The 16,859-nt window shown below is 73.6% G+C and carries 16 protein-coding genes; 9 read left to right on the forward strand and 7 right to left on the reverse strand.

Going from position 1 to position 16,859, the window contains the following annotated elements:
* Positions 1-23: 23 nt before the first annotated feature.
* Positions 24-506, reverse strand: a complete 483-nt coding sequence (locus E1262_RS15720) for an MSMEG_6728 family protein (protein ID WP_132104085.1) — start codon at positions 504-506, stop codon at positions 24-26.
* Between the two features lie 68 nt (positions 507-574).
* On the opposite strand from E1262_RS15720, the gene E1262_RS15725 reads away from it, so the two are divergent.
* Positions 575-2,065: an MFS transporter gene (locus E1262_RS15725; protein ID WP_132104086.1), complete on the forward strand. Its 1,491-nt coding sequence runs from the start codon at positions 575-577 to the stop codon at positions 2,063-2,065.
* Here E1262_RS15725 and E1262_RS15730 read toward each other — a convergent pair.
* Together E1262_RS15730 and E1262_RS15735 are read right to left on the reverse strand one after the other, a co-directional pair.
* Positions 2,050-2,736: a hypothetical protein gene (locus tag E1262_RS15730; RefSeq protein WP_203453914.1), complete on the reverse strand. Its 687-nt coding sequence runs from the start codon at positions 2,734-2,736 to the stop codon at positions 2,050-2,052. The two genes, E1262_RS15725 and E1262_RS15730, sit on opposite strands and share 16 nt — an antisense overlap.
* Before the next feature lie 19 nt (positions 2,737-2,755).
* Positions 2,756-3,217 carry a hypothetical protein gene (locus tag E1262_RS15735; RefSeq protein WP_132104088.1) on the reverse strand — a complete coding sequence of 154 codons (462 nt, stop codon included), beginning with the start codon at positions 3,215-3,217 and terminating at the stop codon, positions 2,756-2,758.
* A gap of 83 nt (positions 3,218-3,300) precedes the next feature.
* Between E1262_RS15735 and E1262_RS15740 the strand changes: the two genes are divergently transcribed.
* The 6 genes from E1262_RS15740 to E1262_RS15765 all read left to right on the forward strand — a co-directional run bounded on the left by E1262_RS15740 (position 3,301) and on the right by E1262_RS15765 (position 8,591).
* Positions 3,301-4,974, forward strand: a complete 1,674-nt coding sequence (locus E1262_RS15740) for a DUF885 domain-containing protein (protein ID WP_132104089.1) — start codon at positions 3,301-3,303, stop codon at positions 4,972-4,974.
* A gap of 3 nt (positions 4,975-4,977) precedes the next feature.
* Positions 4,978-6,078, forward strand: a complete 1,101-nt coding sequence (locus E1262_RS15745) for a winged helix DNA-binding domain-containing protein (protein ID WP_132104090.1) — start codon at positions 4,978-4,980, stop codon at positions 6,076-6,078.
* On the forward strand, positions 6,075-6,581 hold the full coding sequence (locus E1262_RS15750; RefSeq protein WP_132104091.1) for a GNAT family N-acetyltransferase: 507 nt from the start codon (positions 6,075-6,077) through the stop codon (positions 6,579-6,581). The genes E1262_RS15745 and E1262_RS15750 overlap by 4 nt, the downstream gene beginning before the upstream one ends.
* Positions 6,582-6,585: 4 nt before the next feature.
* Positions 6,586-7,275 carry an HAD family hydrolase gene (locus E1262_RS15755; protein WP_203453915.1) on the forward strand — a complete coding sequence of 230 codons (690 nt, stop codon included), beginning with the start codon at positions 6,586-6,588 and terminating at the stop codon, positions 7,273-7,275.
* Positions 7,276-7,499: 224 nt separating this feature from the next.
* Complete coding sequence (locus E1262_RS15760) at positions 7,500-7,877, forward strand: MFS transporter (protein ID WP_132104092.1); 378 nt, start codon at positions 7,500-7,502, stop codon at positions 7,875-7,877.
* An 81-nt stretch (positions 7,878-7,958) separates the two neighbouring features.
* On the forward strand, positions 7,959-8,591 hold the full coding sequence (locus E1262_RS15765; protein WP_132104093.1) for a DUF6624 domain-containing protein: 633 nt from the start codon (positions 7,959-7,961) through the stop codon (positions 8,589-8,591).
* A gap of 64 nt (positions 8,592-8,655) precedes the next feature.
* Here E1262_RS15765 and E1262_RS15770 read toward each other — a convergent pair whose 3' ends face one another.
* Together E1262_RS15770 and E1262_RS15775 are read right to left on the reverse strand one after the other, a co-directional pair.
* Positions 8,656-10,491, reverse strand: a complete 1,836-nt coding sequence (locus E1262_RS15770) for a beta-propeller domain-containing protein (RefSeq protein WP_162605930.1) — start codon at positions 10,489-10,491, stop codon at positions 8,656-8,658.
* Positions 10,492-10,629: 138 nt separating this feature from the next.
* Positions 10,630-11,880, reverse strand: a complete 1,251-nt coding sequence (locus E1262_RS15775) for a D-arabinono-1,4-lactone oxidase (protein WP_238992950.1) — start codon at positions 11,878-11,880, stop codon at positions 10,630-10,632.
* 64 nt (positions 11,881-11,944) lie between these two features.
* Here E1262_RS15775 and E1262_RS15780 point away from each other — a divergent pair, with 64 nt between their 5' ends.
* Positions 11,945-12,607, forward strand: coding sequence for a DNA methyltransferase (locus tag E1262_RS15780; RefSeq protein ID WP_162605931.1), 663 nt, complete (start codon positions 11,945-11,947; stop codon positions 12,605-12,607).
* A 111-nt stretch (positions 12,608-12,718) separates the two neighbouring features.
* On the opposite strand, the gene E1262_RS15785 is transcribed toward E1262_RS15780, so the two are convergent.
* Together E1262_RS15785 and E1262_RS15790 are read right to left on the reverse strand one after the other, a co-directional pair.
* On the reverse strand, positions 12,719-14,155 hold the full coding sequence (locus E1262_RS15785) for a DUF222 domain-containing protein (RefSeq protein WP_162605932.1): 1,437 nt from the start codon (positions 14,153-14,155) through the stop codon (positions 12,719-12,721).
* 258 nt (positions 14,156-14,413) lie between these two features.
* A complete protein-coding gene (locus E1262_RS15790; RefSeq protein ID WP_132104098.1) occupies positions 14,414-15,298 on the reverse strand; it encodes a LysR family transcriptional regulator in 885 nt (294 codons plus the stop codon).
* Positions 15,299-15,396: 98 nt separating this feature from the next.
* On the opposite strand from E1262_RS15790, the gene E1262_RS15795 reads away from it, so the two are divergent.
* On the forward strand, positions 15,397-16,767 hold the full coding sequence (locus tag E1262_RS15795) for an FAD-binding oxidoreductase (protein WP_132104099.1): 1,371 nt from the start codon (positions 15,397-15,399) through the stop codon (positions 16,765-16,767).
* Positions 16,768-16,859: the final 92 nt, after the last annotated feature.

Here is a 16,859-nt window from a genome sequence, read left to right on the forward strand (position 1 = left end):
GCAGTCGGTGGAACCCCTGACGATCACGAAAGCGGAAGCCGCCGGGAGCGGTCCGACGCCGGCCATACGTAGGGGAGATCCGCCGGGACGTCGGCGAAGAACCGTCCGTAGCGTTCCGGGTCCTTGCGCAGCAGCGCCGAGCGGTGGCTGCGATGGAAGTGCTCGTCGCCCAGCCATGGGGGCAGCTCGGCGGCCGCGGCCAGCTCCGGTTGCGCCCGTACATGCCGGATCCCGGTCGCCGCGGCGAGCTCGGAGGTGAGGGTCGTCGCACAGGTGTCGCTGTGGCCGAGCGTGCACCACGCGGCGCAGACGGCCAGGCCGTAGCGGGTCAGCGCCTCCTCGTAGCCGGCCCACATCGCCGCCGCGGGATGGTGCCGCCAGCCGTAGCCCGGGCGGACGAGCGCGCGCAGCACCTGCAGGGCCTCTACCCGTTGCTTGCCCAGACGCCGCTGGTCCAGTACCGCGGCGCTGGCGCTGAACTCGGGGTACGGCAGGAACGTCTGCATGCGCGTCTCGTACCCGATCCTGCCGGCGACTTGACCTCAACAATGGTTGAGGATGTCTGCTGGAGTCCGTGACTTCCGAATCCTCTCGCCGGGCGTGGGCCGGGCTGGCCGTGCTCTGCGTCGTCGCGCTGCTGGCGTCGCTGGAGCTGACCGTCACCCACCTCGCGCTGCCGGCCATCGACTCCGATCTGCGGCCGTCCGGTACCCAGCTGCTCTGGATCGTCGACGTGTACGCGTTCCTGCTGGCCGGGTCGATGCTGGCGCTGGGCGCGGTCGGAGACCGGATCGGCCGGAGGCGGCTGCTGATGCTCGGCGCCGGGGCGTACGGCGTCCTGTCGGTGGTCGCCGCCTACGCGCCCAGCGCCGAGACGCTGATCGCGGCGCGGGCGCTGCTCGGCGTGGCCGGGGCGACGCTTATGCCGTCGACGCTGTCGTTGACGGCGACGATGTTCCGCGACGCGCGGCGGCGGGCCGTCGCCGTCGGGATCGTGATCGCCAGCGTCTCCGGCGGCACGGCGATCGGGCCGCTCGTCGGCGGCGCGCTGCTGGAGCGGTTCTGGTGGGGCTCGGTGTTCCTGCTCGGCGTCCCGGTGATGGTGCTGATCCTCGCCCTCGGCCCGGTGCTGCTGCCGGAGCACCGCAACACCGCCGCGGCGAGAATCGACGTCGTGAGCGTGCTGCTGTCCTTGGGTGCGGTACTGCCGCTGGTGTGGGGGCTGAAGGAGATCGCCGTCGACGGTGCCGGCTGGGCGTCCGCCGCGGCGGTCGTCGCCGGGCTCGTGGTCGGGACGGTGTTCGTCGTGCGGCAGCAGGGACTGGCCGACCCGGTGGTCGACGTGCGGTTGTTCCGGGACCCGGCGTTCTCGGTGGCTGTCGCGACGCTGTCGATCGGCATCTTCGTGCTCTGGGGCGCGAACTACTACCTCGCTCAGTACCTGCAGCTGGTCCAGGACCTGTCGCCGTTGCGCGCGGGGCTCTGGACCGCGCCGTCGGCGTTCGGGGTGATCGCCGGGTCGCTGCTGGCCCCGCGGCTGGTCCGCCGGGTGCGCCCCGGCGTGGTGATCGGTGCCGGCCTGACGGTGTCGGCGGCGGGCTTCGTGCTGCTCACCCAGCTGACGGCGACCTCAGGGCTGGGACTGGTGGTGGCCGGTTCAGTGACGGTGTCGGCGGGGCTCGGCCCGATGATGGCGCTGGCCACCGACCAGGTCGTTGGCGCGGCCCCACCGGAACGGGCCGGCGCCGCCGCGGCGCTGTCATCGATGGCGCCGCAACTGGGCGGCGCGCTGGGCATCGCCGTCCTGGGCAGTGTGGTGGCGGCGGTCTACCGCGGCGCCGGCACCGGCGCGGACACGCTGGGCGCGGCCGTCGCGGCGGCCGAGGAGCTGCCGGCGTCCGGCGCCGAGGCCGTGCTCCCAGCAGCGCGGGAGGCGTTCACCGACGGTATCGTGGTGGCCGCGACGGTGAGCGCGGTGCTGGCCGCGGTGCTGGCGGTCCTCGTCGTCGCACTCTCCCGGCGATCGGCCGGGGACCGCGGGCGGACTCCTCAGGCCTCCGTATGACCGGCCGGCGACACCGCGGTGCGGCGGGCGGCGGCGTAGGCGGGCTCCCGCAACCGGGCGAGCACCGGTGGCCAGCGCAGTCCCGGCAGCAGGTGACGCACCGGATCGAAGCGCACCGGATCGTCCACCGGCGAGCCGGGACGCCGGCTCAGTTCGAGGCTGCCGAACGGGCGCCAGGGCCCGGTCGGCGTCGCGGCGAGGAGCCGGAACGCCATCACGTTCTCGGGCGGCGTCAGCGGCCTCGGCACCGGCACCGCCGCCAGGAGCACGTGGCCGCGAGGTGCCTGGTACGGCATCAGCGAGCCGTACGGCGCCCGGATCCGACGCGTGGGCCGCAGCGCGAAGCGCGTCCAGCGGCCCAGGCCGGTCGTGGCGAGCAGCACATCGTGCCGCCGGCCGTCCATGCCGGTGAAACTCACGGCCAGCCCGTGGACGTCCGGGAGCGGTTCGGGCAGACCGGCCGCCCTGGACAGCCGGGCGATGCCCCGGTCCTCGCCCGCGTCGTCCAGCCACGACGACCCCCACCGCCGCGGCGAGCCGGTGCGCCGGACGACCGCGCCGTAGACGTGCCCGTCCGGATGCACGGGCTTGCCCCCTCGCAGCGCCGCCATGCCTCCGAACAGCGCGCCCAGCGCCGCCCCCGCCGGCTCGGCCAGACGCGTGACCGGCACGATCCGCCCCGCCATGTCGTCAGCCCGGTGGCGGCGGACCGGCGGCCGGCTCGTCGGGTGTCGCCTCGTGCCCGCTGCGCCCGGGACTGCGCCGGCGCTGCTTGAGCCACGCCTCGTAGAGATGCCGCCGGCCGCCCACGAGCTCCCGCCCGGCCCGCTCGAAATCGCGGAAAGGCTCGTAGTAGGTGTCCTCGTAGTCCTGGATGACCTGGAACGACCAGCGGCCGGGCAGCACGTTGCGACCCAGCAGGTCCGTCTCCAGCCGCGCGGCCAGCTCGGAATGCCCGGCCTGCCGGAGCTTCGCGATGGCGCTCTCGACCTTGAAGTCCGCGGACCCGGTGAGCTGGTGGAAGGCGTACAGGTGGCCGCGGGCCACCTCGACCGTTTCCAGCGCCTCGGTCAGTTCGCCGACCGCGACCACTGTCGCGGGGTCCACGTGGCGGGGGCCGGCGCGGTCAGGTGGGAGCGAAGTCGCACTCATCCTGCGGCCATACCCCGACAGCGTCGAACGATGTCGGCCCGCCGGGATACGGTCGTCCCACGAGCCGACCAGTGGGAGTCCGCATGACCATCGCCCAGCTCGCCGACGAGCTCATCGACGCCCTGTTCGACGCGGCCCCGCTCGAAGCATCGCTGCTGGGCTTCCGCGACCGCGAGGACCGGCTGACCGACTACACCGAGGCGGGCGAGGCGGCGGTCGACGCCCGGCTGGCCGGCATCGCGGCGCGCGCCGAGGCCGTCGACCCAGCCGGGCTCGACGCCGCCGACCGCATCACCCGGGCGGTCATCCTGCAGCAGATCGAGACCGAGCGCGACCGGCTGGCCGTGCGCGGCGTCGAGTACACCGTCACCGACTCGTTCTTCGCGCCCGCGCCCGCCACGCTCTCGTTCCTGCCGATGATCGGCATCACCGAACCCGCACACGCCGACGGCTACCTCGCGCGGCTGGCCGGGTTGCCGGCGCTGCTCGACGCCATCGCCGAGCGGCACAGCGCCGGCATCGCCGCCGGCCGGCTGCCCGTGCGCCGGCTGGCCGAGGCCACCGTCGAGCACTTCACCCGCTACCTCGCCGGCCCCGACGACGACCCACTCCGCCGGCCCGAGCCGGCTCCCGGCAGCGGCGTCGACGCCGCTGGGTTCCGGGCCGAGCGCGACCGCCTGCTCGCCGAGGTCGTCCACCCCGCGGTCGGGCGCTACCGCGACGCCGTCGCCGCCGACGTCGCCCCGCACGGCCGGCCCGACGACCGCGGCGGGCTGTGCTGGCTGCCGGGCGGCGACGAGTTCTACGCCAAGCTCACCAAGGGTCACACCACGACCACCCGCACGCCCGACGAGCTGCACCAGATCGGTCTCGACGTGCTGGCCGGGCTCACCGAGGAGTACGCGGCCGTCGGCGGCCGGGTCTTCGGCACCGGCGAGCTGAGCGAGATCCTGCGGCGGCTGCGCACCGATCCCGCCCTGCGCTGGCGCGACGCCGACGAGCTGCTGAGGGCCGCGCGCTCGGCCATCCGGCGGGCCGAGCAGGTCGCGCCGCAATGGTTCGGCCGGCTGCCGTCGCAGAGCTGCGTCGTCGAGGCGGTGCCCGCGGCCGAGGCGCCCGGCGCTCCCGGTGCCTACTACATGCAGCCGGCCATGGACGGCAGCCGTCCCGGCACCTACTACGCGAACACGTACGAGGCGGAGAAGCGCGACCGCTACAGCGCAGAGTCCGTCGCGTTCCACGAGGGCGTGCCCGGCCACCACTTCCAGCTCACCATCGCTCAGGAGCTCACCGACCTGCCGCTGCTGCGCCGGCTCGCCTCCGTCACCGCGTTCGACGAGGGCTGGGGCCTCTACGCCGAGCGGCTGGCCGACGAGATGGGTCTGTACTCCGACGACATCGCCAGGCTGGGCATGCTCAGCGAGGACTCCATGCGGGCCTGCCGGCTGGTCGTCGACACTGGGCTGCACGCCAAGGGCTGGAGCCGGCAGCAGGCCGTCGACTTCATCGTCGCCAACACCGCCACCAGCCGGGTCGAGATCGAGACCGAGGTCGACCGCTACATCTCCGCGCCCGGTCAGGCGCTGGCGTACATGGTCGGCCGGCTGGAGATCCAGCGCATCCGCGCCGAGGCCGCAGCGGCGCTGGGCGACCGGTTCGACGTCAAGGCCTTTCACGACGTCGTCATCGGCAACGGCCCGCTGCCGATGGGCGTTCTCGACGAGGTCGTCCGCACCTGGGCCGTGCGGCAGGGCTGAGGCGTGGACGGCCTCCAGCTCGCGCGCCGCCGCGCCGGCACCGTCGGGCTGGGTGTCGCGCAGCCGGCCCCGTTCACCGGAGCCGCGGACGTGGTCGGCTGGTTCGGCGCCCTGCAGTCGCAGGACTACCACCCGGCCAAGTGGGCGGTCGCCCAGCGGCTCGGCCCCGGCATCACCGACACCGACCTCGACCGCGCCTTCGACGACGGCGTCATCCTGCGCACCCACGTGCTGCGCCCGACGTGGCACTTCGTCACGCCGGCCGACATCCGCTGGCTACTGGAGCTGACCGCGCCGCGGGTGCACGCGCTGAACGCCTACGCCTACCGGGTGACCGACCTCGACGCCGGGGTCTTGCGCCGCGCCACCGACCTGATCGCCGAAGCGCTCGCGGGCGGGAACCACCTGACCCGTACCGAGGTCGCGACAATGCTGAACCGCAACGGCATCACGGCCTTGCGCGTCCGGCTCGGCTACATCCTCATCCACGCCGAACTCGAGCGGGTGATCTGCAGCGGCCCGCTCAAGGGCAAGCAGCACACCTACGCTCTGCTCGACGAGCGCGCGCCGCAGGCGGCGAGCCTGGACCGCGAGGTGGCGCTGGCCGAGTTGGTCCGCAGGTTCTTCACCAGCCACGGCCCGGCGACGGAGAAGGACCTGTCGTGGTGGTCCAGTCTCACCCGCGCCGACATCGCCACCGGGCTGGCGCTCGCCGGCGACGCGCTCGAGAGCACCGAGGTCGACGGCCTCACCTACTGGTCCGCGCCGGGCGACCCTCCGTCGCCGCCCCCGTCGCCGTCGGTGCGGCTGCTTCAGGCCTACGACGAGTACATCGTCGGCTACACCCGGAGCAAGCACCTGCTCGACCTCAGTGGCCTGGTGGCCGCGGCGTCGGACAAGCTCGCCCTGCCCAACGGCGTCATCACGGTCGACACCCAGGTGGCCGGCCGGTGGAAGCGCACCGTCCGGAAGGACGAGGTGATCGTCGATGCCGTGCTGTACCGGCCGTTCGACGTCGCCGAGTCGCGGTCGTTACAGGACGCGGCCGACGAACTGGGCGGGTTCCTGGGAGCACGCGCTGTCGTCGCGGTGAGCGTGCTGTGAGCGCCGGTCTCATCGCGACCGACCGGTTCGAGCTCGTCCCGCTCACCGTGGACGATGCGGCCGACATGGTCGAGGTGCTGAGCGACCCCGCGCTCTACACGTTCATCGGAGGTACGCCGCCGTCGCTGCCGGAGCTGCGGTCGCGGTATTCCCGGCTGGTCGCCGGCCGGTCGCCCGATGGACGGCAGGAGTGGCTCAACTGGATCATTCGCCGCACGCCCGACGGCCGCGCCGTCGGCACCGTCCAGGCGACCGTCACCGACGAGGGCCGGCAGGCGGAGATCGCCTGGGTCGTCGGCGCCGCGTTCCACGGGCAGGGCTACGCCACCGCGGCGGCCGTCGCCCTGGTCGCATGGCTCGACGAGCGCGGGGTGCGGACCATCACCGCGCACGTGCACCCCGAGCATCAGGCGTCCATGACCGTCGCCGAGCGCGCCGGCCTTCGGCCGACGGAACGGTTCGACGACGGTGAGCGGCTCTGGATCCGGCCCGTCGTAGGGTGACGACGTGGCTGAGCTCGCGGCTGTGGTGTTCGACCTCGACGACACGCTCTTCGACCATTCCGGCTCCGCCGCCCGCGGCTTCGGCACCTGGCTGGCTACGTTCCACGGCCCGGCCACCCCGGACCTGACCGCGGCTTGGTTCGAGCTGCAGGACCTGCACTTCGCCGCTTGGCGCGACGGCCTGGTCAGCATGGCCGAGCAGCGCCGCCGCCGCATCGGCGGACTGTTGGAACTGCTTGACCGGCCGCCGCCGGACCCGCCGGGGCTGGACGCGCTGTGGGGCGACTACTTCACCGCCTACCGTTCCGGCTGGCAGCGCTTCGACGACGCCGAGGTGGCGCTGGATCTGGTGGCCGCGGCCGGGCTGCGCACCGGCATCCTCACCAACGGCCCCGACGAACTGCAGCACGACAAGCTCGCCGTCATCGGCCTGACCGGCCGGGTCGGTCCGGTCCTCACCGCCGAGTCGCTGGGCCGCGCCAAGCCCGACTCCCGCGCCTACGCTGGCCTGTGCGCCGCGCTCGGCCTCGACCCCGCGACCATCCTCTACGTCGGCGACGACTACGAGCTGGACGTCGTCGGCGCCCGCGCGGCCGGGCTGCGCGCCGTCCACCTCGACCGGCACGGCACCGGACCGGCCGGCGAACGCGACCGCATCGCGTCGCTGCACGGCCTGGCTGCGCACGTCGCCTAGGGCCGTGGCCGCCGGAACGGCGTCCTGGCGCGGCCAGTTCCTCCGCTACTTCACCGGCCGCGGCCTGTCGCTGGCCGGCAGCACCCTGGCGACGGTCGTGCTGGCGTTCGCCGTGCTCGACGCGGGCGGCGACGCGTTCGCCGTCGGCCTGGTGCTGACGACGTCGGTGCTGACCCACACTCTTCGCGCTGCGCTGGCGGCCGCGCCGGCTCATGCTCGCGACGGTGAGCGTCCTGCTGGCCTGGCCGCTGCCACTGGCGGTGCTGGCGCTGGACGTGCACCTGGCCTGGGTGCTGGTGCCGATGGCGGTCAGCGGGCTGGCCCTCGACCTGTCCATCGTGTTCTACGAGACCGCGCGGCAGCAGCACGTGCCGGAGCACTTGATCGGCCGGGTGTCGTCGATCGGGTTGCTCGGCGAGCTTGTGCTCGTGCCGGTCGGCTACCTGCTCGGCGGCTCGATGGCCGACCGGCTCGGCTCGGCTCCCGTGCTGCGGGGCTGCGTCGCCGGCCTGGTCGGCTGCACGGCCGCGCTATTCGCCGTCCGCGACATCCGCACGCTGACGTGGCGATCCGAGCCGGAAGGGCACAAGGCGGAACGGTGACGACGTCGACGGCCGCGGCGCCTACTCTCATATGGTGCCGGACGGGTTCACGTGGCGCCGCCGCGCAGCCATACTGGCGCGATGATCCGGGCCGCCGCGGTGCTTGTCGCCCTGCTGCTCGTCGCGTGCACGGGTGACCACGGCGGCCACGCCGCGACGCCGTCGGGAACGCCGTCGGCGACCACGCGGGAGCGGAACGAGCAGCTGCGGGCCGAGCTGCTGGAGATGATGGAGCAGGATCAGGCCGAACGGTCCGGCGAGGTCGCCGGGGAGTGGAACGACCAGGAGCGCACGGACCGGCTGGCCGAGATCATCGAGGAGCACGGCTGGCCCGGATCGGACCTCGTCGGCACCGACGGCGCCAGCGCGGCCTGGGTGATCGCCCAGCACTCCGACCTCGACCCGGAGTTCCAGCGGCAGGCGCTGGAGCTGATGCGGCCCGCCGCCGAAGCCGGCCTGGCCGACCCCGGCGAGCTGGCCTACCTGGAGGACCGTGTCGCGCTGAATTCCGGCGGCGAACAGGTCTACGGCACCCAGATCGGCTGCGTGGACGGCGTGCCACAGCCCGCGCCGCTCTCCGACCCGGAGACGGTCGACGAGCGGCGGGCCGAGGCCGGACTGGAGCCGCTGGCCGACTACCTGGCCACGCTCGAGGAGGCCTGCGCCGCCGAGGCCGCGGCGAGTGCCAGCGCCAGTCCGACCCCCTTCGGCTGACTAGCCCCAGAGCCGACCGCGAGGTCCCAAGCAGCGGCGAGTCCCACAAGGGAAAGGAAACCAGTCAGCCGAAGGCCAGCCAGCCGCGCGGCTGTAGGTCGTCCAGCCCATTGGCCTGTACGCCGTCCTGCCAGACGGTGTAGAGCGTGTCGCCCACGACGATCGTGCGGCGCAGCTGCGTCCAGCCCTCGCGCGGCGCCTCGGTGCGGGTGACCTGCCCCTGCTCGGTCACGGTGTCGTCGCCGAGCCGGACGACGAGCGCGCTCGGCCCCGTCATCGTCTCGAGCGGCACGAACACCTGGCCGGTGTCGGGCCAGAACAGGAACGCCTGCGGGTCCCACTCCGTCTGCGACCACGCGTTCGGGACGACGTGCCCGTCCAGCTTGGCCGGCGCGCTGGGGTCGGCGACGTCGAACAGCGAGACCTGGGCACCGACGGTCTGCCCTTGGGCCGAGGCCTCCTGGCCAACCCCGATGAGCCGGTCGTCGCCGCCGTCATGCAGGTAGGACGAGTACCCGGTGATCTTCAGCTCGCCGGTGACCGCCGGGTGCGCCGGGTCGGAGAGGTCGAGGACGTAGAGCGGGTCGACCTGCCGGAACGTGACGACGTAACCGGTGTCGCCGAAGTAGCGAACGGCGTAGATCTGCTCGCCCTTGCCCAGGCCGCCGACCTGCCCCAGCTGGACGAGCTCGTCGTCGCCCTCCTCGAGCGTGTAGAGCCGGCTCTCGCTGGTGTCGGTGGTGCCGGTCCACGAGTCGATGGTCGTCGCGACCCGCAGCACGCCCTCGTGCTCGGACATCGCGTACCGGCCGATGATGCGGCCCTCGACCTCGCCGGAGGCCAGGTACCGCGCCGGGACGTTGCCGGTGATGTCGAACGCGTGGATGCCGGTCGTCACTTCACCGGGCGCGGGCATCGGCCGGATCGAGCGGTCGTCCGGGGCGAACGGGTCGCCCCACCGGGTCGTCGCGACGTAGAGGCGGTCCTGGCTGGCGTAGACGGTGTCGCCGTCGGTCAGCACGCCGACCGTGCCGTCGGCGCTGAGTCCGTCCGCCGGGTCGAACGTCAGCACGCTGAGCGTGGAGTAGCCGGCGAACTCGTCGGGCCGGCTCAGCTGCTCGCAGCCGACCAACTGGCCGGTCACCGGCTCGGCGTCACCACTGGTGAACGTGTACGACGGGAGCCAGTCGCCGATGGTGGACTCCTCGACGATGGCGCGGTTGCGCTCGGTGAGCTCCTCCTCCGGCCGGTTCCAGTCCTCCTCCGTCATCGGGAACGCGAGGGTGGGGTAGGAGCTGACGACCAGCCGGACGGTCTCGTCGACCATGCGGGCGTCGAGGTAGTTGCCGTCGACCTCGAGCCGCGACTCGACCACCGGTGCCGCGGGGTCGGAGATGTCGACCAGGAGCACCGCGGTGGTCGACGGTGGCCCGCCGGGGTAGTCGCTGGCCGCGGTGTCGTAGGCGATCATCGTGTTCTGCCTGACCAGCACGACCACGCGGTCGCCGGCCAGGAACACCGTGGCGTCGGCGTACTGCTGCTCGGTGCCCTCGACCAGCTCGAGCCGGCCGAGCTCGCGCGGCGCGGTGCCGGTGACGTCGATGATGCGCAGGTCGCCGCTGGCGGCGGTGACCAGCAGCCGCCCGTCGGTCTTGGCCACGTCGGGCTCGTCGACGCCGGCCTCCTGCACGTTCGTGGTGGAGTGCGCCGGGGCCTGCGGTCCGGCCGCGCCGCTGTCCTCGGCCGCGAACGACTCCGCGCCATCGGCACGCGCCGCTCCGTCCGTCGCGTAAAACATCATGTCGTTGCCACTCAGCCCCCACGGCCCGACCCGGTCGCGTGCCTCCGTCTTCAGGTGATCCAGGACGTCTTCGCAAGCGTCGAAGGACGTCAGCCCCATGACGGCGATCGCACCGTCTTCGTCGTCAGCACCGAACGAGCAACCGGCGAGCATGCCCAAAGAGACAAGGCCGGCAAACCACCGCCTCATGTCCGATTCGACGGCGCCGGTCAGTCGCCGGTTCCGTGACCGTCCAGGTCAACCTAGGTAACGGTGGAGGAAGGCATTGCCGAACCGGCCGTCCGGGTCGTACTCGCCGCGCAGGCGGCGGAAGTCCGCCAGCCGCGGATACCGCTCGCGCACCTGCGCGGGATCGACGGTGAACAGCTTGCCCCAGTGCGGCCGGGCGTCGTACGGGGCCAGCGCGCGCTCGATCTCCGCCAGCACCGGCCGGACGCCCTCTGGGTCCTTCGTCCAGGTGAAATGGAGACCGGCGACGCCGCGTCCGTACGACGAGCTGAGCCAGAGGTCGTCGCCGGCGACCGTGCGCACCTCGCAGACCTGCAGCACCGGCGCGATCCGGTCGGCCAGCTTCGCGACCGCGCCGAACGCCTCGACCGCGTGGTCGCGCGCGACCAGGAACTCCGACTGCAGCTCCTCGCCGCTGCTCGGAGTGAACCCGAGCCTGAAGTGCGGCAGCCGGTCGTACCACGGGCCGGCCACGCCGAGCTGCTCGGTGCAGTTGAGGGCCGGCATGCCGGGGACCGGGTTGCGGGGTCCGTCGGCCAGCCGGGCGCCCATCCAGGCCGGGTCCGGCGTCCAGCCGTCGCCGTCCTCCACCCGGTGCTTGACCCAGCTTCGCGTGGTGCCGGCCCAGTCGGTGAAGACGCTGACGCTGTATGCGGCCGCGAAGATCTCGTCGAACCGCTCTGCGACGGTGTCGAGCGGGAGGTCGTCGTAGACCACCTGCCGCACGTCGAACGCGGGCACGACGTCGAGCGTCACCGCCACGACGACGCCGAGCCCGCCCAGCGCCACGACCGCGCCGGCGAAGTCCGGCTCATCGCGGCGCAGCGTGACCAGTTCGCCGTCGGCCCGCACCAGCTGCAGCCCGGCCACCGCCGTCGCGAGGTTGCCGTTGCCGTCGCCGGACCCGTGCGTGGCCGTCGCGACCGCCCCGGCCACCGAGATGTGCGGCAGCGAGCCGAGGTTGTGCAGCGCCCAGCCCTGCCGGTGCAGCTCCTCGGCGAGGTCGCCGTAGCGCAGCCCGGCCGCGACGGTCACCGTGCGGGCCGCGGCGTCGACCTCGACCCGTGGCGGCAGCTCGGCGACCGACACCAGCTCGCCGGTGGTGTCGGCGACGTCGCTGAACGAGTGCCGGCTGCCCAGAGCCCGGATTCGCCGGGTGCGTGCGACGAGGTCCTGTAGCTCCTCGACGGACGACGGCGTGTGGACCCGCGTCGCCCCATAGGTGAGGTTGCCTGCCCAGTTCGTCCGTTCCGCGCTCACAGCGAGCAGCGTACGGCCCGGGTCGCGGCGGCGCGGCGGCGGCCGGTCGAGCAAGATGGACCGCATGAGGCCCTGGCTGCAGCAGTGGATGGACGACCTCGTGAACGAGCGCTACGTCGAGGCCGACGAGAACGTCCACTTCACCGAGAACCTGGCCGAGACGGTCATCGCGGAGTACTCCCTCCCCGGTCAGCTGGTGCTCGACCCGTTCGCCGGGTTCGGCACCACTCTGGTCGTCGCGGAGCGCATGGGCCGGTCCGGCCTCGGCCTCGAGCTGCTGCCGGACCGCGCGGACATGATCCGCCGCCGGCTCGGTGGCGCCGGCGAGGTCATCACCGGCGACGCTCGCAAGGTCGGGGTGCTCGTGGACCGGCCGGTCGACCTGTGCCTGACGTCGCCGCCGTACATGACGCTGCGCAACCACCCGGAGAACCCGCTCAACGCCTACGAGACCCTCGACGGCGACTACCAGACCTACCTCGGCGAACTGGATCAGATCTTCGCGCAGGTCGCCGGGCTGCTGCGGCCGTGGGGCCATCTCGTCCTCAACGTCGGCAACATGATCGACGACGGCGTCGCCACCACCCTCGCCTGGGACGTCGGCCGGATCGCCCGGCGGCACCTGACCTTTCGGCAGGAGACGTTCCTGTGCTGGGACGAGCAGCCGGAGTGGCTCACCGGCGACTACTGCCTGATCTTCCAGCGAACGGAGGACGAGAACCGCTAGAGCATGCCCTGGTTGTGGTGTCATTCGAGGAGCCTGCCGGTCAGAACGGCGGCGGCTCAGGATCGGGCGGGCCCGACGCGCCGACCCCGGCAGCGACCCGTGCCGATGCGCTCAGGACCGGCCCGATGGCCTCGGGTTCGACGCGGTAGTGGTGGCCGGCGGGGATGGTCCACCAGGGGGTGCCGTGCGGGTCGGTGGTGATGGTGAACCCGTGCCAGGTCTTGGCGCGGTGGTGACCGGCGTGCAGCGCCCAGGTGTTGGCGGGGCCGGTGCTGCCGCCGTGGGCGTAGGGCACCCGGTGGTCGATCTCGGCCTCGGTGGCCGGGCGGTGGCAGGTGGGGAAGCGGCAGGTCCGGTCCCGGGTGACGACGTGGGCGGCGAGGTCGGCGGGCGGGGTGTAGGTGGTGCGCCCGTACTCGAGTAGCCGCCCGTCGGCGGGTCGGTGAGCAGCCGGCGCAGGGTGGCGTCGGCGGTGATGCGGCGCACCGCGCCGGCGGGGATGGGGCCGTAGCCGTCGAGGTCGCCAGGCGCGTCGCCGGTGCCGGCGAGAGCGTCGATCGGGACGGTGACGTGCACGGTGGCGGGCCTGCCGCGGCGTCGGCCGAGAACCACCGGCCCCGCGGTGTCGGCGGGTCGGGCGGTGTCGCCCGGACCGGCGTGCGGAGGCGCGCCGTCGCGGATCGGCTCGCCGGGCTTGCTGGTGCTGGCGAGTGTTGAGGCTGCGTTGGCGCAGTTCGGGTGGCAGCAGCCGAGGTGGCCCGACTCCAGCGCGGTCCAGGCCAGGCCGGTGAGCAGGTCGAAGCGCAGCTGGTCCAGGGTGCGGTCGTCGCCGCTGGCGTGGGCGTGGCGGGCGGCGGCGTCGGTGGCCACCCACAGCGCGGTGACGTCTTCGGCCGGTCCGCAGACGGTCAGGGTGGCCATGCCGTCCTCACCGCCCGGCGAGGCGGGCTCGGGCCGGCCGAGGTAGCGGCGGTCGGCGGCAAGGCGGCGGCGCTGGTCGGCGCCGGCGGGGTCGGCGGCGATCACCTCGTGGCGCAGTCGCTGGTCCAGCGCCGACCGGGTGCGCGTCTGGGCGTCGGGCAGCACGGCGGTCTCGACCCGGCGGCGCAGGTCGGGGTCGGGCAGGCAGCGGGTGCGGTCGGCGATCAGCCGCGCTTTGTCCGCGTCGATGCGGCCCGCCTCGAGCGCGGCGAAGGTGTCCGGGAGGTCCTCGAGCAGCTCGACCGCCAGCGCGACCCGCCCGGTCGCGCGGCCCGGGGTCCAGCGCAGCGCCAGCGAGATCTCGTCGCCGGCCGCCTCGACCGCGCGATGGGCGTGCCCGGCGGCCAGCTCGTCCGGGGCGGCGCAGCGCTGGTACTGCGGGCGGGCCGCCAGCTCGGCGAACACCCGCAGCAGCGCGGCCTCGTCGTGGGCGAGCTGACGCTGCCGCGCCAGCGCCACCACGATGAGGTCGTGCGAGGACAGCCCAGTGAGGTCGACGCCCACCAGCAGGGCGGCCAGCTCGGCCCCCGGCGGCGCCGCGGCCAGCCGGTCGATCGGATCGGACACCACACGCACCCTTCTCGTCCACGATGAAAGGCGCCCCTAGGTTCGAGCGCATGCCACCCGCATTGGCCCCCCGAGGGGGCTGGGGCGGACGACCGCAGCGACTGCGACCGTGGACGAGGTGAGAACACCTGGCGTGATGCCCTGCTTCGATGCCCGGGAACCCCTTGCTTCCGCTCCCGGTGACGGCGTGACCATCTGCCGATGATCTTATCGAACACGCGCACGAGTCGCAATTCGTGAGCTGCATAGGGAACACCCCTAGGCCGGGTCGGGCGGTCGCTCGAGGTCGCGGGCCGCGGCCAGCAGCTGCCGGATCGCGGGCGGCGGCGGATCAGTGCGCACGGCCAGGTACGTCGTCGAGACCAGTGACCTGAGGCGGCGATAGGCGACGCCGGGCATCGGCGGCGGCGGTCCGACCTCGTAGAACAACGTCCACGACGGCGCGGCGTGGGCGAGGTCGGCGAGGGTCTCGCGCAGCGACGTGAACGGCGGGCCGGTGGGTGGGTCGATGCCGGCGGTGCGGAACGCGGCCGTCACCAGCCGGTGGAACGGCGGGTTGGCGCGCGGATCGGCCAGCCGGACCGGCAGGCCGCCCAGCTCGTGCAGCTCCAGCGTCTCATGGGCGGCGAGCGGGTGCCCGGCCGGCAGCGCCACCACGAAGGGGTCGGACCAGAGCGCGAGCAGCTCCAGTCCCGGCGCGTTGGTGACGTCGCGGACCAGGGCGGCGTCCAGCACGCCGGACCGCACGGACTCCAGCCGGTCGGCCAGCTTCACCGTGCTCAGCTGCACGCGCAGCTCCGGCGCCCGCGAGGCGACAGCGGCGAGGAAGGCCGGCAGCCGCTGGCCGGGCGCCGGGCTGGTGCCGAGCCGGAGTGAGCCGGCGTCGGCGAGGTCGGCCGCCAGGCGCCGCGTGCGCTCCGCCGCGGCGAGCACGGCCCGCGCCTCGGGTAGCAGCCGGTCGCCCTCCGCGGTGAGCCGGACCCGCCGGGTGGTCCGCTCGAAGAGCACCACGCCGAGCTCCCGCTCCAGGCGGCGGAGCTGCTGACTGACAGCGGGCTGGCCGACGTGCAGGGCCTCGGCTGCGCGCGCGAACCCGCCCTCGTCGGCGACCGCGACGAAGTACGCGAGCTGCCGCAGCTCCACGGACCTCCCCGAGTCGGGCGGATTCATCACTGTCAGTGATAACTGTACGTGTCCTTTCGGCCTGGTACCGGAGCGGCGCGTCCGGTGGGATCGACGGCATGGACACGACATTGCAATTGGCGGTCGCCGAGCTGGCGCGCCGGATCGACGGCCCCGTCCTGCTGCCGGGGGACGACGAGTACGACCGCGAGCGGTCCGGCTTCAACCTCACCGTCGACCAGCGGCCCGACGTCGTCGTGGGTGTGGCGTCGGCCGCCGACGTCTCGGCAGCGGTGCGCTTCGCCGCCGAGCGCGGACTCCAGGTCACGGCGCAGGCCACCGGCCATGGCGCCGGCCTCCCGCTGGACGACGGCGTGCTGATCAACACGCGGCGGCTGTCCGCCGTGCACGTCGACGCCGGCGCCCGGCTCGCCCGCATCGAGGCCGGCGTGCGGTGGCAACAGGTGATCGAGCCGGCCGCGGCCGCCGGACTGGCGCCGCTCAACGGATCGTCGCCGCTGGTCGGCGCGGTCTCGTACATGCTCGGTGGCGGCCTGCCAGTGCTCGGCCGGACGTTCGGCTGGGCCGCCGACCGGGTCCGGCGGCTGGAGGTGGTCACCGCAGACGGCGACGTTGTCACCGTCGACCCCGATCGGAACGCCGACCTGTTCTGGGCGCTGCGCGGCGGCAAGGGCGGCTTCGGCATCGTCACGGCTGTCGAGGTCGAGCTGGTGCCGCTCCCGCAGCTGTATGGCGGCGGACTGATCTTCGCCGGCGAGCAGGCGGCCGCGGTGATGCACGCCTGGCGGGACTGGACTGGCCGGCTGCCGGACGCGATGAACTCGTCGGTCGCGCTGGTGCGGCTCCCGGACGCGCCCGGTGTGCCGGAGCCGTTGCGCGGCCGGCTCACGGTGCACGTCCGCATCGCCTACGCCGGCGACGCGGACGCGGGCGAGACACTGGTCCGGCCGCTGCGGGACGTCGGTCCGCGGCTGGTCGACGCCGTCGCGCCGCTGCCGCCGAACGGCATCGCCGCCGTCTACAACGACCCGACCGAGCCGATCGGCTACGACGAGCGCTCGCTCATGCTCGGCTCGTTCGACGACACAGCCGCGGACGCCCTGGTGGCGGCGGCCGGACCGGATGCGCCCGCCGATGGCCTGATCATGGTGGACGTGCGGCAGCTGGGCGGGGCGCTGGCGCGGCCGCCGGAGCACGCGCGCGCCCTCGACCATCGAGAGGCCGCGTTCAGCCTGGTCGCGGTTGGGTTCGATCCGGCGGCCGGGGAGGCCGTGCTGGCCCGGCTGCGGCCCTGGAGCACCGGCCTGCGGTTCCTCAACTTCGTCGGCGGCCCGGCCGCGGCCGCGCTTGCTCACGAGTCGTTCCCGCCGGAGACCCGGGCGCGGCTGGCCGCGATCAAGCGGGACCGCGACCCCGGCGGCGTCTTCCCCGCCCCGCACCTGGCGCGAGCTGACCGGCGTCAGCACTAGGCGGCCCGGCCAGTGGTCGAGGGGGAGGGCGAGCAGCACGTGCGCGCCTTCGGCTGGACGTGGGTACAGCCGGAGTACCGCGACGCGATCGG

This window comes from Jiangella aurantiaca (assembly GCF_004349105.1).
Taxonomy (GTDB): domain Bacteria; phylum Actinomycetota; class Actinomycetes; order Jiangellales; family Jiangellaceae; genus Jiangella; species Jiangella aurantiaca.

Bases quoted from the DNA above. Each gene is read 5' to 3' on its own strand.
- E1262_RS15720 (WP_132104085.1), bottom strand. From the start codon at position 506: ATGCAGACGTTCCTGCCGTACCCCGAGTTCAGCGCCAGCGCCGCGGTA.
- E1262_RS15735 (WP_132104088.1), bottom strand. From the start codon at position 3,217: ATGAGTGCGACTTCGCTCCCACCTGACCGCGCCGGCCCCCGCCACGTG.
- E1262_RS15740 (WP_132104089.1), top strand. From the start codon at position 3,301: ATGACCATCGCCCAGCTCGCCGACGAGCTCATCGACGCCCTGTTCGAC.
- E1262_RS15765 (WP_132104093.1), top strand. From the start codon at position 7,959: ATGATCCGGGCCGCCGCGGTGCTTGTCGCCCTGCTGCTCGTCGCGTGC.
- E1262_RS15770 (WP_162605930.1), bottom strand. From the start codon at position 10,491: ATGGGGCTGACGTCCTTCGACGCTTGCGAAGACGTCCTGGATCACCTG.
- E1262_RS15780 (WP_162605931.1), top strand. From the start codon at position 11,945: ATGAGGCCCTGGCTGCAGCAGTGGATGGACGACCTCGTGAACGAGCGC.
- E1262_RS15795 (WP_132104099.1), top strand. From the start codon at position 15,397: ATGGACACGACATTGCAATTGGCGGTCGCCGAGCTGGCGCGCCGGATC.